Origin of the sequence: Paenibacillus sp. E194 (assembly GCF_000935845.1) — a bacterium.
Taxonomy (GTDB): domain Bacteria; phylum Bacillota; class Bacilli; order Paenibacillales; family Paenibacillaceae; genus Paenibacillus_B; species Paenibacillus_B alvei_B.
Map to the genome: position 1 here is coordinate 11,878 of NZ_JMDX01000022.1, position 12,690 is coordinate 24,567.

Sequence of the window (12,690 nt, forward strand, 5' to 3'; positions counted from 1 at the left end):
TTTATAAGTGATAATGATTCTATCATAATGTATGGCAGAGTCAATACCAAATATGACACAGACGCAAAAAAAGAGAGGTATTTCTCCTCTCTTATCTACAGCAATATGCTATTCTTGGCTTTTTCCCTACATTCCGCCCCAGAAGATTTCCGTCTCATAATCGAAGGATACCATGCCATCTTGCTCGTTGCGCTTAAATATTTGGTGCAGTTCCGACCTCATGGGTTCATAGTTCGGGTGGCCAGGCTCTGGTGCATACGAGGAGGACAGCAGTCTACCAGCGAGCTCCTCTTCGTTGAGCAATTGACTCATCGTGCACCTTGCCACCGTCATTTGATTCGGAGCGAAGAAGGCTGACAGCGCTTCTTCTGAAATGTTCTTGTGCTGCACCTTCTCATAATCCGTGCCATACCGCTTCAGCAGCTGTTCGTATTCCTCCAGAAATGGAGTGCCCTGAAGCAAGCGTGAATTCCAAATGAGAACAACCTTACCGCTAGGCTTCAGGATGCGATGAAATTCAGCTCTGGCTGCGGTGCGATCGAACCAATGAAATGCCTGCGCACATACGATATGATTGACGGAGTGATCGGGCAGTCCGGTCTCCTCCGCTGCTCCATCGGCTGCACGATAGTTCGCAATTCCGCCAAGCTCCTGCACAGCTGCCTCCCGCATCGGCTCATTCGGCTCAACTGCTACAATACGGCTTCCTTGGGCGAGCAGCAGCTTCGAAAACTTCCCTGTTCCTGCTCCAATATCCGCAATCTCGTCACCCGCTTGGAACCCCACTGTATCATACAAATACGACACAGCCTCCGCCGGATAACTAGGTCGGTACTTCACATACGCATCGACTCGAGTTGAAAATCGTTCCTTATTATCCATGACGATCACTCTCCTGTAGATATGAAATAAGAACATAAGCCAAGTACCATATTGTTTCATCTAGTGAAATTAAGTTTCATTTTAATGTGTAATTTTATTATACAGCAAAAGTTAGCAATCTGCATTACCCATTTAACATCTGATTCCAGTAAAAAGAAGAGCACCCCTGCTAGGGTGCTCAGATCGTCGTGTTCAGTTATGCAGCTGTGCGCTCTTATTAAGCGGCCTGCTTCACTTGCTTCTGCTTCTTCATTCTTCCTGCTGCCAATACACCGACAATGATGACAACGATGAGGCCCCATTTCAGAACGGGGTTCGCTGTAAAGAATCCCTTCACCATTGGCTCATCTACAATCATCTTCGCTGCTGTCCAAGCCAGGACGCCTGCACCAATATAGATTATAATTGGGAACCGCTCCACCCATTTAATAATAAGCGTGCTCCCCCATACCACGATAGGAACACTAATGAGCAAACCGAGTACAACGAGAACAAAATCTCCATGCGCAGCACCCGCTACCGCGAGCACGTTATCCAGTCCCATAACCGTATCTGCAATAATGATCGTCTTAATGGCTGCCAACAAGCTTCCAGCAGACCCGACATCATGGCTTTTCTCTTCCACAAGCAGCTTATACGCAATCCAGACGAGCAACAAGCCGCCGGCTAAGAGCAAACCTGGTATTTTCAACAGCCATACCACAGCAAGCGTCAACAAGGAACGAAGCGCAATCGCTCCAAAAGTACCCCAGAATATGACTTTCTTCTGCTGTTCCTTCGGCAAGTTCCGAGCGGTTAACCCAATAACAATTGCATTATCCCCGGCCAGTACTAAATCAATAACTACAATCGCCATCAACGCGGACCAGAACTCTGGTGTAAAGAAATCCATAGTACCCTCTCCTCTTATCATGTCATGTATATCTTTTCTTCAATTGCGCACAATTATGAGAAATTTCCCTGGACAACCCTCCTTAAAAACAAAAATGGCCTTTACCGATCACGGTAAAGGCCATAAAATAAAGACCTTTACCCTGTCGGTAAAGGTCTCGCTAACAATCGAAGTTGCCAACAAAGCCGGAGGATTATCCTCGTAATGACGACTTTATTGTAACAGCTACTCCCCTTTATAGATCCTATGTTAATCGAAGAAGGTGCAAGGGGTCAAGGTGTAAAATTACTAAATTTATGTATCGAACTGACTTTCATCAAATACACACAAGAGGGACGATCTAAGTTGAAAAATAAGATCCATAAGTCGTTCATCGTATCTCACATACTTGGCTTGAAGTACCATCGTACTAAATAAATAAAATATTTTCCCTGCAAATGATCTGCACAATACATTTTGATCCCTAATTAGATATTTGTATGTATCCAAGTGATGAAGAAGTGTTTCAAATTGTTTTTCGTCTATTTTCTTCTCTAGTTTGAGATCGACTGATATCGACTTAATTAACTGATAGATTTCCTTTTCTATCAGATCCAATGAGTCCTTACTCAATTAGTAATACCCCCTCGCAACAGATCGAAAAATCATGATATACATGATCCGGTTCATCATCATTCCATAGAATGCGTCGACATGATCTCCTTGCAGATCTGAGGAATTTCGTACTCTATAAAGTTCGGGTTCGTGCTTTTGCTCAACATCACCAATTCATTTCTCAGTTCCAAAAGTGTATCTGAGTTTAACCTCCGAACCAAGTACCACAAACAATTTTCAATCCAATCGTATTCGTTACATCGCAATATGACCCTGAGCTGCGGCAACAGAAGCTTATCCAATGGAATCAAAATCTCGATAATCTTAGGTGCAACAGGCCAGTTGATATCCTGAGTCCACTCTAGCAATTCCGGTATTATCCTTTGGAGTTCTTCCGGTTTTAGTGACTTCAACCGATCTATTGAATCATAATCACATTTATCAGTCGGCAAGTATTGTTTTACATCATTCAAGACCATTCAACCTCCTCTCTGCACTATGATTTAGAGTTTAGCGCATGGATACTTACATATCCTCCAGTTTCCCGTCATTCGTGGTCAGCAATCCGTACTTTGTTTTCACCCGCAGCAGTATCTTGATCCAGATCGCTGAGAAAATTGTAATGAAAAATACATTCGACAGCGCATGTGCTAAATCAAAATAAAAGCTAGCGACATAAGCGGATACGAATACCTTCCAGTTCAAATGGTCATACATGCCGATCAAAAACCATAGATTCATAATCCAACCAAACAGGAATCCCCATGAGAACCCGAATATGTTCTTGCCCCACAAGCTCTTCATGAATCGTGTATTTCGCAGCAGGCCTGCCGTAAATCCAATCATCCCCCAACAGAACATCTGCCAAGGCGTCCACGGCCCTTGTCCAAGGAACATGTTCGATACCACTGCGGCGATACTGCCTACGAGGAACCCTACCTCCGGTCCAAATACGAGCGCAGACATCATAATGACGAAGGATGTCGGCTGCACGCTAGGCAGTGGCGCGAACGGCACGCGGCTCACAGCCGCAATCGCACCAAGCATCGCAATCAGCAGAATCTCTTCCGCCTTCATTGACTTTCGCTCGAAGCGAATGAAGAAGGGCAGCATCGCGAGCCCGATCATCATAAAGCTCAGGGGCAGGTAGTACTTGTCCATCCATAACACAACTGCCATTACGACTACGGCCGCTGCCATACTTCCCACGTAGATCGTGCGTTTTAATTTCCCCATTGTTCCCATACATCCTTCACCGTGATCGCTTCGGGCAGGACATCTCCCACTGTGCGATGAATCGTTGTTGTATAGAAGTAGTTGCTCTGCAAGAAGGAGCGTGTATCTTCAACTGCGGCCATGGCGCCATTGAATAACAAGCCGCATCTTGATGCATAGCTGGCCGCAAACTCAATGTCATGACTGACCATGATAATTGTGGTACCCGCTGCCCGTATCATTTCAAGCAATTCAGCCAGTTGGTGCTTGGAAATAGGATCGAGTCCCTTCGTCGGCTCATCCAGCAGCAGCAGCTTCGGGTCGGCCAACAAGACAAGCATGAGCGCTATTTTCTGCTGCTGCCCCCCACTTATATCAAACGGATGCTTATCCATAATAGACTCTACATCAAAGCGTGCTGCGAGTTCATTCAGCTTCTCGATGCTGCTATGTTCGCCTAACCGCCTTAGCCGATCCATCAATTGCTCCCTCACCGTGTCTCTAGTGAAATAGAGCATCGGATTCTGTGCGACATACCCGATCATCCGACTCCGCTCTACTGTAGATTTCCGCAGCAAGGACTTGCCCGCATACAAGATGTCTCCTCGTTGAGGCTTATGTGCGCCCGCAATTTGCTGCAGCAAAGTGGACTTCCCAGAACCGTTGGCGCCAAGCAGGGCGAAGAATTCACCCTCTTGAATCGATAGGGACAATCGCTTCAGGACGAGGGGAGCATTTTTGTCATAGGTAAAATACAGCTCTTTGCATGTTAACAACGGCTCTACTTGCTGTCCATCAACCTTCACTGATTCAGACAGGCTCTTCCCAGCAGCCTGCCGTTGTTCTTGCTTGCCAGCAAGCCATCTCCTACCTTCTTTCACACTCATAGGTACAACTCGGGCATCGCCTACTTTCTCTATTCCCAAATAAAGCTGACTGATAGATGGAAGATACGGCAAAAATAATGCATCTTCATTCTTCCATATTTGCTTCATTACCTGATCAGGAGTGCCTAGATAAGCGATTTCCCCCTGATTCAGCATGACAAGCTGCGTCGCATGGGGAACAACTTCTTCAATTCGGTGTTCGCTGATTATAATCGTAAGGGAGAATTCTTCATTAATTCGGGAGAGCAATTGGATGAACTCTTTGGCTGCGATCGGATCAAGCTGAGCAGTAGGCTCATCCAGCAGCAGTACCCTCGGTCTTAATGTCATTACGGACGCCAAATTGACGAGCTGCTTTTGCCCGCCAGATAACTTATGTATCGGGAGATGGAGCCATTCCTCCATGCCAAAGAACTGTACGAGTTCCCCCACTCTTCGCTGCATTTGCGCGGTGGAATAGCCGAGATTCTCCATGCCAAAGGTCAATTCCTGCCACACCGTATTCATGACAATCTGATTGTCTGGATCTTGAAATACCATCCCGATTTCTTCAATGGATCGTCGCTCATCAAGTTGATCCAGGCCAGTTCCTCTATAATAAATACTGCCACTCCGATTGCCTTCCGGCCGTACTTCCCGCTTAAGCTGGCGAAGCAGTGTAGTTTTGCCTGATCCTGATGGGCCGCACAGCAGCACGAATTCTCCCTCTTCAATGGTGATGGTGATATGATCAAGCGTCTTCTCTGAACAATTGGGATACTGAAAACTTACATCTTCGATCTGATAGTGCGCCATAACAGCTCTTCCTTTCCGTTCATTACGATCGGGATGAAGATAAATACCAAGTAACATGCTGCATGCAGCCAAAGCTGTGGCGACCACTCCAACGACTGCAGCCGTGGATACACTTGGAAGCGATTAACGCCGAACAAGCCGCCAATCACAATATTGGCTCCCGTTACGACCATGATCCATGATACAAGGACATCCCTTTTATCTATCTTGTAGGATATTGCACTCGTTCGCTTCCCTATGCCATATCCTCTCGCACGCATAGAACTAGCTGTCTGAAGCGCTTCTTCCAGTGACCAGCTAATTAACGTATGCAGGGTCTCCATGCCTTCGCGCATAAGGTGCTTCTTGCTGGCTTTCGGATGAAGGTAACCAAGAACACGTTGAACTGTCATAATTTGCTTCAGACGTCTCGTCAACAGCGGCACAAAACGGAGGGTTACCGTAATGATAAAGGCCGTTCGCGGGGCGATTGGCGTTAATAGATACAATAATTTCTCCGGCGTGATGACGAGATTGTAAGCGACAAATGCCAGCAGTATATTCAGCAGCGACAATGCGAATAGAGCACCATATATGATTGATTCCAATGTAATCGGACGGTCGAACACATACCATAGAATCGTAGCTCCACGGCTAGAGAAGAAGGGATTAAGCAAGAAAATAATAATAGCCATAATCAAGTATCCCTTAATTCCCTTCTTGAGCGATCTCCCTCCATCCAAGGATAGATTCAATAGAACGATACTAAGTAAAGTAAGGACTGAATATACCGGATGCGTAAACATCATGCATGAGAGCAGCAGTACGGCAAAATAGGCGAAACATAATCGCGGATGCAGTGTGGAGAAGCCGTGTATCATATTAGCTCTCCCCATCCCATAGTCCGTCGTCAGTACCCGCTCCTAAGTCCTTGCCTAGATCCTCCGTATACAGCCATTGAATATGGTCTCCGGGATGAATCGGCCATACGCCTGCGCTGCGGTTCGGAAATTTACTGTTAATGCTGTACATCCAGCCGCTCCCTGATCCCTTGTCGAACTCATATAAATTATCAATACCTTTTACATAAGCAGTTGCACCGGAACCGCTGAAGTCCATTTGAATCTTCTTAGCGCGCGTAGCTTTTTTCAATATATCCATCACGTTTTCCGAATCGCCAATTTCAATTTCCTCTGTGCTCAGGATCGTACCTATATCAGAGGAACCTACGATTGTGAGCTGCACGGTAGTAGTCTGTGGAGGCTTTACATCCAGTTGAGGGGCATCCCCTTTGCTCGGCGTAGACTTGCTATCTTGCTTACCGCTACCCTGGTTCTCCTTTTTGTCTGCATGATTCTTACTCTCTTTTGCAGTAGGAGGCATGTCAGATGTTTTTTTGTCCTTTGGAGTTACATCCGACTTCACAGAAGACTCCGTTGCTTTACTTACGATGCTTTTTCCCTGCGTTGTTTCAGAAATCTGATTTTTCTGTTGGCTTCCCAACGTTGCTGATTCTTTGCTTGTAGAAGATGGATCAGAGCGTTTTCCTTGTGATCCGGGTTATCCGTGTCTCCTGTTTTGCTTCCTATGTCCTGCACTGTATCAGACTTGGGATCAGCTGTTGCTTGAGGCAACGATTCTGAATTCCCTTGATCCTGCTTCTGTTCCGATAGATTAGCAGTCTCACTTGCCAGATCCTTAGAAGCTTGTCTCGAATGCTCTTGCTCTTGTGCCGTTGTATGACCAGCCAGCCTCTCATCCTTCGGCTGGCTGCCATTTCCGCCATATACCCATACCGTGGCAATTACAATGGCCAGTACTGCCAGTCCAGCTAACCATTTCTGTTTGTTGCGCTTTATCCACGCAAACCATTCGGACATATCCTCACCTCTATGCCATGCATACTCGTTGATGATGCAAGCTTGCTATCATGTAGTTCCGCTCATACGGAAAGAAGGAGATTGCTCTCCTTCTTTCTGATCGTGCAAATTATTGAATGCCGTGCAGTCTTACCATGACAACAGCGGCCATTTCCCTTGTCACATGAAGCTGTGGTTTAAAGTAACCGCCCTCACCCGACATCAGACCTGCTTGATAGGCATATTTGACGTAAGGCAATGCCCACTCAGCTACTTGCTGTTGATCTTTCGGTCCTGTCGATGAATCTGCATCCTTCGGAAGCCCCTTCATTCGTACGAGCATAGCTGCCATCTCTTGTCTCGAAATCGCCTGGTTCGGCGCAAATTTATTAGCCGAAACACCCGAAATAAGACCTTTTTCCTTCGCAGTGGCAACATATCCCGCATACCAAGACGAAGCACTTACATCGGTAAATCCTGAATCTGTGCCTTGTGGCTGTAAACCAGCATATTTCACGATCAATGCCGCGAACTCAGCCCGACTTAATTCCCGCTTCGGTTCAAATTGGGATGCGTCCTTATCTTTACCCGTACCCTGCATAAACCCGAGCTCCGTTGCTTTATGGACTGCTTCTTTTGCCCAAGCAGAAATGGAGGCCTCGTCTGTGTACGTTGTTTTCTCATCCTTTGGCTTCTGCGTGCCCGTCGATGCGGCGTCCGTCATCACATATAGGCTTGCTCGATTCGTCAACAGGCGATCGTAGGCTGTCAGCGCAAGCAATGCCTGCTGTGTAGCCATATAATTACTTGCTTCGCCTCGTGAATGCGCAAATCCGCCGTCTGTATTCAGATACGTGCGCAGTCCTTTCAGCAAATCCCCATCCTTCTTCACGAATCGCTTGTCTTCCAAGTCAATTCCAAGACCGGACAGCGCAATAATCACCTGCGAGATACTCTCACTCGTTTCCACACCCCATGCTTTAAATCCGCCGTTAGCGAGTTGTTGCGAAGACAACCAAGACAAAGCCTTATCTGTGGCTGCTTTGACCTCTTTGCGATCTTGATATTTCGCCAATGCCTGCAGTGACATAGCAGTCATATCGATGTCGCTCACTGCATTAGACTCTTTGCTAAGCGGGAACCCGCCGTCTGTATTTTGTTGAGCAAGCAATTGCTGAATCAGCTTATCCCTTGTCCAGAGTGCATCGTTTGGAACGACTGTTTTGTTCGCATCCAAGGCTAATAAAGCAAACACAAGACCGTTCGTACCTTGATTTGTCATGCGCCCATTATTATAGATTTTCTCTAAGAGGTTGTAGCCTGCTACATTACTTGGATCCTTGCCGATTGCCGTAACGGCCAAAGCCATGCGTTCATAGTCAGTAACTAATCGGAATTCTCCTTTTTTCTCTTTTACATAGTTTTCTAGTACCGTGTAATACGTAGACGGAACTTGCTTGCCTGAACGTGCCAGCGCCATGACGTCCCAATCATTAAAGTTGTCTTGAACGGTGAATTTGCGGTTGCTTAGTATCCATGCTGAAGCACCGTCAATAAGGCTCTTAAGCTTAGCAGACTCTTCTACCTGCTTCGGTGTAAGCGCGCCACCGCCCGTTCCTGCACCCCCTGGTTGAACTGGCAATCCAGGTTTTCCTGGGGTTTCCTTGTTTCCTTCAAATTTATTGCCAACATCTTCGCCTAAATTTGTCGTGTACTGCCAGCGAAGAACATCGCCCTTCTTCAAAATGTAGATTCCCGCACTATAGTTCGGGAACTTACCGTTGACGGAGTACATCCACCCACTCAAGCTCCCATTATCGAACTCTGCCAACCCATCGATTGCCTGAATATAGAGGTTAGCCCCTGAGCCGGTGGATTCAATGGAAATTCCTCGTTTCTCAGCAATGCGATCAAGCACTGTATACGCGGTGTCTCCATCCTGAAGTTCAACACGAACTGGTGCAATAATATCCCCTTCGCCTATGGTACGTTTTTCGACCGACAATGTGATCGTATTCGTGACCGGAGGGACTACGCCTCCACCGTTTCCATTACCGGAGCCGCTATCTCCTCCAGGTGCTGTCCCGCCTCCGTTGCCATTGCCGGAGCCATTATCTCCTCCAGATGTCTCCTTTATTTTCGAAATATAAGTTACAAATTCAGTGAAATGATTGGTCTTAACGATCAAATCGCCGTTAAGTGCATAAGCGTAGACCTCTTCATTCCGTTCTGAGGAATTATCGTATTTTGGAATCAACGTAAATATCCCGTTTTCATTAATGAACCCGGCTTCCTTATCTCCTTGCCCCTTCAGGATGAGGGTTACATGTTGATTGAATCGGATCTCCTGATCACCGCCCACTTTTAAGCGGAGATCAATTCCCGTTGTCTCCTTGTTTACAAGGGACAAACCCTCGTTGACCTTCGTAAGCAAATTATCATTACTTGTCCCCAAACTATGGGGTAGCTCAAGTCTCTTATCCCATGTCGAAATTACAACCGTTTTCGGTTCTATTTCTAAGTAAGTACTGCTCGTTACCGAAATTACGTGTGGCAGTTCATCCTTAAGAAATTCAAGTGTTACTTTACTTGAGGATAATGGATCCAGATAAGTTCCTTCGGTGACGCTCGTTTGATGCTCGCCAACTAAGATTGTCCTGCCATTTGTCTGCGATTGATCCGATGGAAGCTTCACTTCCGCGAGGCGACTCCATACCGATTTTCCATGCTTGATATCGAGCAATGCGACAAGAGCCTGCTCGGTAGCCATCCTATTTGTAGAAGAATCTGTTAATTTCCATTTGAACGATCCATCATTTTGTTGGAATCGTGCATATGCATCGATAACTGTGCCGTTAGGCTCTTTCCACTTTGCTGACAAGACATCATCGCCTGCAGCAACCAATCCCGATACGGATGTAGATAAGCTATTGGAATTATCTCCGGATCCCCATGTACCAACGGAATCAAACCCTCCGTTGTCCAATTGGCGTTTTTTCAACAATTCCTTAGCTCGTTCAATTGCCGCATCTACCGCGCTCTGTCCTTGGTATTGACCAAGTGCAAGCAGCGCCATACCAGTAATGTCAGTATCACCCGAGCTGCCGGTAGCTGACAGTCCATAACCTCCGTCAGCATATTGTGCTTTGAGCAGATAATCGAGTGCTTTTTGCTTGGATGCGGCATTCCATGACCCCATATCCTGACCAAGCTTTTCACCGGCGCTTAAGGCAAGCATTCCCCAAATGTGTTTATTGACTCCACCGATAGCACCCGTTGCTGGATCTTGCTGAGCTGCCAGTTCCGCCCACAGATTCCTGTTCGTTTCCCAAGCGTGAGCCGGATTCTTTCCTAAGGCGAGCAGGCCATAAATATATCGAATATGATCGGTGCCTCCTGCATTTGGACGAAGTCTTGGCTCTTTTGTTTCCCATGTAGGTAGTCTCCAAGTCCCATTATGTAAATCTTGACCCGCGCTCCACAGAGCAACAAGCTCCCACCATGAATCACTTACAGCGCCTTTATTAGAAGCATCATTATAATAGTCCTTATAATATTGAACCGTCTGTTCAATCATGTTATTTAACTGTGTATTGTCCTGCCCACTAGCCGCTTTTATGACTTGTGGCTGAATGATAGATAGCAACAATACAATGCTTAAAAATGCAGACAAGCTCGTCTTCAACATTCTGTTCGTAATCTTCAATGTCCGCTCTCCTTACTAATTCAAAATGTAGGCAATAAAAAAACACCTTTCCGTGTTAGAAAGATGTTAGGTAACCACTTCGGTGCAGCCAAATACACTAGTAATCTCCTACTAGCAGCACGAATAAACATCCCCCTCCCATCCTCGTGAGAAATATAGAGCACTTATATGGCAGGTCTCCTGGCTTCGCATCATCGCTCGACAATCTACCTTCCCGTTAACTCAGTTAACAGTGGATAAAAGCCTTGATTGTCAGCTCTGCGTTACAGTGGCGGGACCGCGTCGAACTCGCATCGACTTCCCTATTAAGCTGCGCATGCACAGCACCATATAAACTGTTTCTATGTAATTGCGATAAGAATACGTGGTGTTATTGTAGCAAAATTTAGTAGGGTGGACAAAGAACTTTCTCATAGACATTATGAAAAAAAGCGTCCTACCCATTGGTAGGCACGCCTTTTATTAGATTACGATATGTTTTTTAGCTCATAGCTGCCTGATCGGCACCAGCACTGCTTTCTTTCTTAATCTGCTTGCTGCGAAGCTGGCCACAAGCAGCATCAATGTCTGTACCATGCTCCAACCGTACACTGCAGCTAATGTCATTTTTCTTCATGACGTCATAGAAGCCACGAATCGATTCCTGCTCGCTGCGTTGGTACTGGCTGTGCTCATCAACCGGATTGTACGGAATCAAGTTCACATTGACCTCGTCCTGCATCTTCCACTCTTGAATCAGCTGTACCAATTCAAGTGCGTGCTCCTGCTGATCATTTACATCCTTCAGCAAAATATATTCCAGCGTCACCCGTTGGTTCGTCGTATTGATGAAGTACCGAATCGCCTCCATCACCTTCGCAATCGGAATCGCGCGGTTAATCTTCATAATGCGCGTGCGAAGCTCATCATTCGGCGCATGCAAGGACAGGGCCAAGTTCACCCGCAGATTAATATCTGCGAAGTCTTTGATCTTATTCGCCAAGCCGCTTGTCGATACCGTAATTCGTCTTGCTCCAATTGCCAGACCTTTGTGGTCGGTAACGACCCGCAAGAAGTCGACGATATTCTCGAAGTTATCGAATGGCTCTCCGATACCCATTACGACGATATGGCTGACCAGATCACCCTCACCCACTGCATCTAAATGGTGCTGAACCTTCATGATCTGCTCCACAATCTCGCCGCTCGACAAGTCGCGGCTCTTCGCCAGCAGTCCGCTCGCACAGAAGCTGCAGCCGATGTTGCAGCCAACCTGAGTCGTCACACATACTGACAGCCCGAATTTGTGTCTCATCAACACGGTCTCAATTAAGTTGCCATCCTGCAGCTTGAACAAGAACTTGATTGTGCCGTCAGCCGATTGCTGCTTCACATGCTCGTTAAGCGTATGAATGACGAAGTGTTCGGACAGCAGTGCTACGCTGGCTTCATTTACTTCTGTCATATCAGCGAAATCCTTGACCCGCTTGCGATATAAATAATCCCACACTTGGGATGCTCGTGACTTCTTATGCCCCCGCTCCTCTAACCAAGCGGCCAACTGATCCAATGTTAATCCATAGATGGATTGCTTATTCATCTAGTGCCCTCTTTTCAACACGTTAAAATTCTGTCTTATTTGCTTATAAGTGCTTTTAAAAATAGTTCAAAAATGTCGCAGCGGACTTTTTGAACTTCCTCTTATAATCTGATTATTATTGTCCCAGAACTTCTGAAATATAACAAGAGTCTTTCCCGTTATATGCGATCAGCCATCGTTTTCATAGAGCAAGACGAATGCCAACAGGTATAATTAGCGCTAAAAGCACTACAAAGAAAAACCTGACATATTCGCGCACACAAAGACAGGACATACCTGCGCCACAACGATACATTGAATGT

At 46.3% G+C, this 12,690-nt stretch carries 10 protein-coding genes and 1 riboswitch; all 10 genes read right to left on the reverse strand.

The window, feature by feature from the left end; translation table 11 throughout:
• Positions 1 to 126 precede the first annotated feature (126 nt).
• The gene (locus AZ66_RS04925; RefSeq protein WP_044353834.1) at positions 127 to 882 is read right to left on the reverse strand and encodes a class I SAM-dependent methyltransferase; all 756 of its coding nucleotides are present in this window, start codon (positions 880 to 882) and stop codon (positions 127 to 129) included.
• Positions 883 to 1,099: 217 nt separating this feature from the next.
• Positions 1,100 to 1,774, reverse strand: coding sequence for a TerC family protein (locus AZ66_RS04930; RefSeq protein ID WP_044353835.1), 675 nt, complete (start codon positions 1,772 to 1,774; stop codon positions 1,100 to 1,102).
• 671 nt (positions 1,775 to 2,445) lie between these two features.
• Entirely contained in the window at positions 2,446 to 2,841 is a 396-nt protein-coding gene (locus tag AZ66_RS04940; RefSeq protein WP_197081653.1) for a DUF5071 domain-containing protein, read from the reverse strand.
• Between the two features lie 52 nt (positions 2,842 to 2,893).
• The gene (locus AZ66_RS04945; RefSeq protein WP_036620431.1) at positions 2,894 to 3,568 is read right to left on the reverse strand and encodes an ECF transporter S component; all 675 of its coding nucleotides are present in this window, start codon (positions 3,566 to 3,568) and stop codon (positions 2,894 to 2,896) included.
• A gap of 23 nt (positions 3,569 to 3,591) precedes the next feature.
• Positions 3,592 to 5,265 carry an ABC transporter ATP-binding protein gene (locus AZ66_RS04950; protein ID WP_021260838.1) on the reverse strand — a complete coding sequence of 558 codons (1,674 nt, stop codon included), beginning with the start codon at positions 5,263 to 5,265 and terminating at the stop codon, positions 3,592 to 3,594.
• A complete protein-coding gene (locus AZ66_RS04955) occupies positions 5,238 to 6,125 on the reverse strand; it encodes an energy-coupling factor transporter transmembrane component T (protein ID WP_044353838.1) in 888 nt (295 codons plus the stop codon). Before AZ66_RS04955 ends, AZ66_RS04950 begins: the two co-directional genes overlap by 28 nt.
• 1 nt (position 6,126) lies before the next feature.
• Positions 6,127 to 6,669 carry a DUF4430 domain-containing protein gene (locus AZ66_RS04960; RefSeq protein WP_052648399.1) on the reverse strand — a complete coding sequence of 181 codons (543 nt, stop codon included), beginning with the start codon at positions 6,667 to 6,669 and terminating at the stop codon, positions 6,127 to 6,129.
• A 20-nt stretch (positions 6,670 to 6,689) separates the two neighbouring features.
• Positions 6,690 to 7,124, reverse strand: a complete 435-nt coding sequence (locus AZ66_RS04965) for a hypothetical protein (protein ID WP_044353839.1) — start codon at positions 7,122 to 7,124, stop codon at positions 6,690 to 6,692.
• Positions 7,125 to 7,233: 109 nt separating this feature from the next.
• Positions 7,234 to 10,809 carry an S-layer homology domain-containing protein gene (locus AZ66_RS29640; RefSeq protein ID WP_052648400.1) on the reverse strand — a complete coding sequence of 1,192 codons (3,576 nt, stop codon included), beginning with the start codon at positions 10,807 to 10,809 and terminating at the stop codon, positions 7,234 to 7,236.
• 153 nt (positions 10,810 to 10,962) lie between these two features.
• Positions 10,963 to 11,155, reverse strand: a riboswitch (cobalamin riboswitch).
• Positions 11,156 to 11,290: 135 nt separating this feature from the next.
• Positions 11,291 to 12,388 carry a 23S rRNA (adenine(2503)-C(2))-methyltransferase RlmN gene (rlmN, locus tag AZ66_RS04975; protein ID WP_021260834.1) on the reverse strand — a complete coding sequence of 366 codons (1,098 nt, stop codon included), beginning with the start codon at positions 12,386 to 12,388 and terminating at the stop codon, positions 11,291 to 11,293.
• Positions 12,389 to 12,690 lie beyond the last annotated feature (302 nt).

Bases quoted from the DNA above. Each gene is read 5' to 3' on its own strand.
- AZ66_RS04925 (WP_044353834.1), bottom strand. From the start codon at position 882: ATGGATAATAAGGAACGATTTTCAACTCGAGTCGATGCGTATGTGAAG.
- AZ66_RS04930 (WP_044353835.1), bottom strand. From the start codon at position 1,774: ATGGATTTCTTTACACCAGAGTTCTGGTCCGCGTTGATGGCGATTGTA.
- AZ66_RS04945 (WP_036620431.1), bottom strand. From the start codon at position 3,568: ATGGCAGCGGCCGTAGTCGTAATGGCAGTTGTGTTATGGATGGACAAG.
- AZ66_RS04950 (WP_021260838.1), bottom strand. From the start codon at position 5,265: ATGGCGCACTATCAGATCGAAGATGTAAGTTTTCAGTATCCCAATTGT.
- AZ66_RS04955 (WP_044353838.1), bottom strand. From the start codon at position 6,125: ATGATACACGGCTTCTCCACACTGCATCCGCGATTATGTTTCGCCTAT.
- AZ66_RS04965 (WP_044353839.1), bottom strand. From the start codon at position 7,124: ATGTCCGAATGGTTTGCGTGGATAAAGCGCAACAAACAGAAATGGTTA.
- rlmN (WP_021260834.1), bottom strand. From the start codon at position 12,388: ATGAATAAGCAATCCATCTATGGATTAACATTGGATCAGTTGGCCGCT.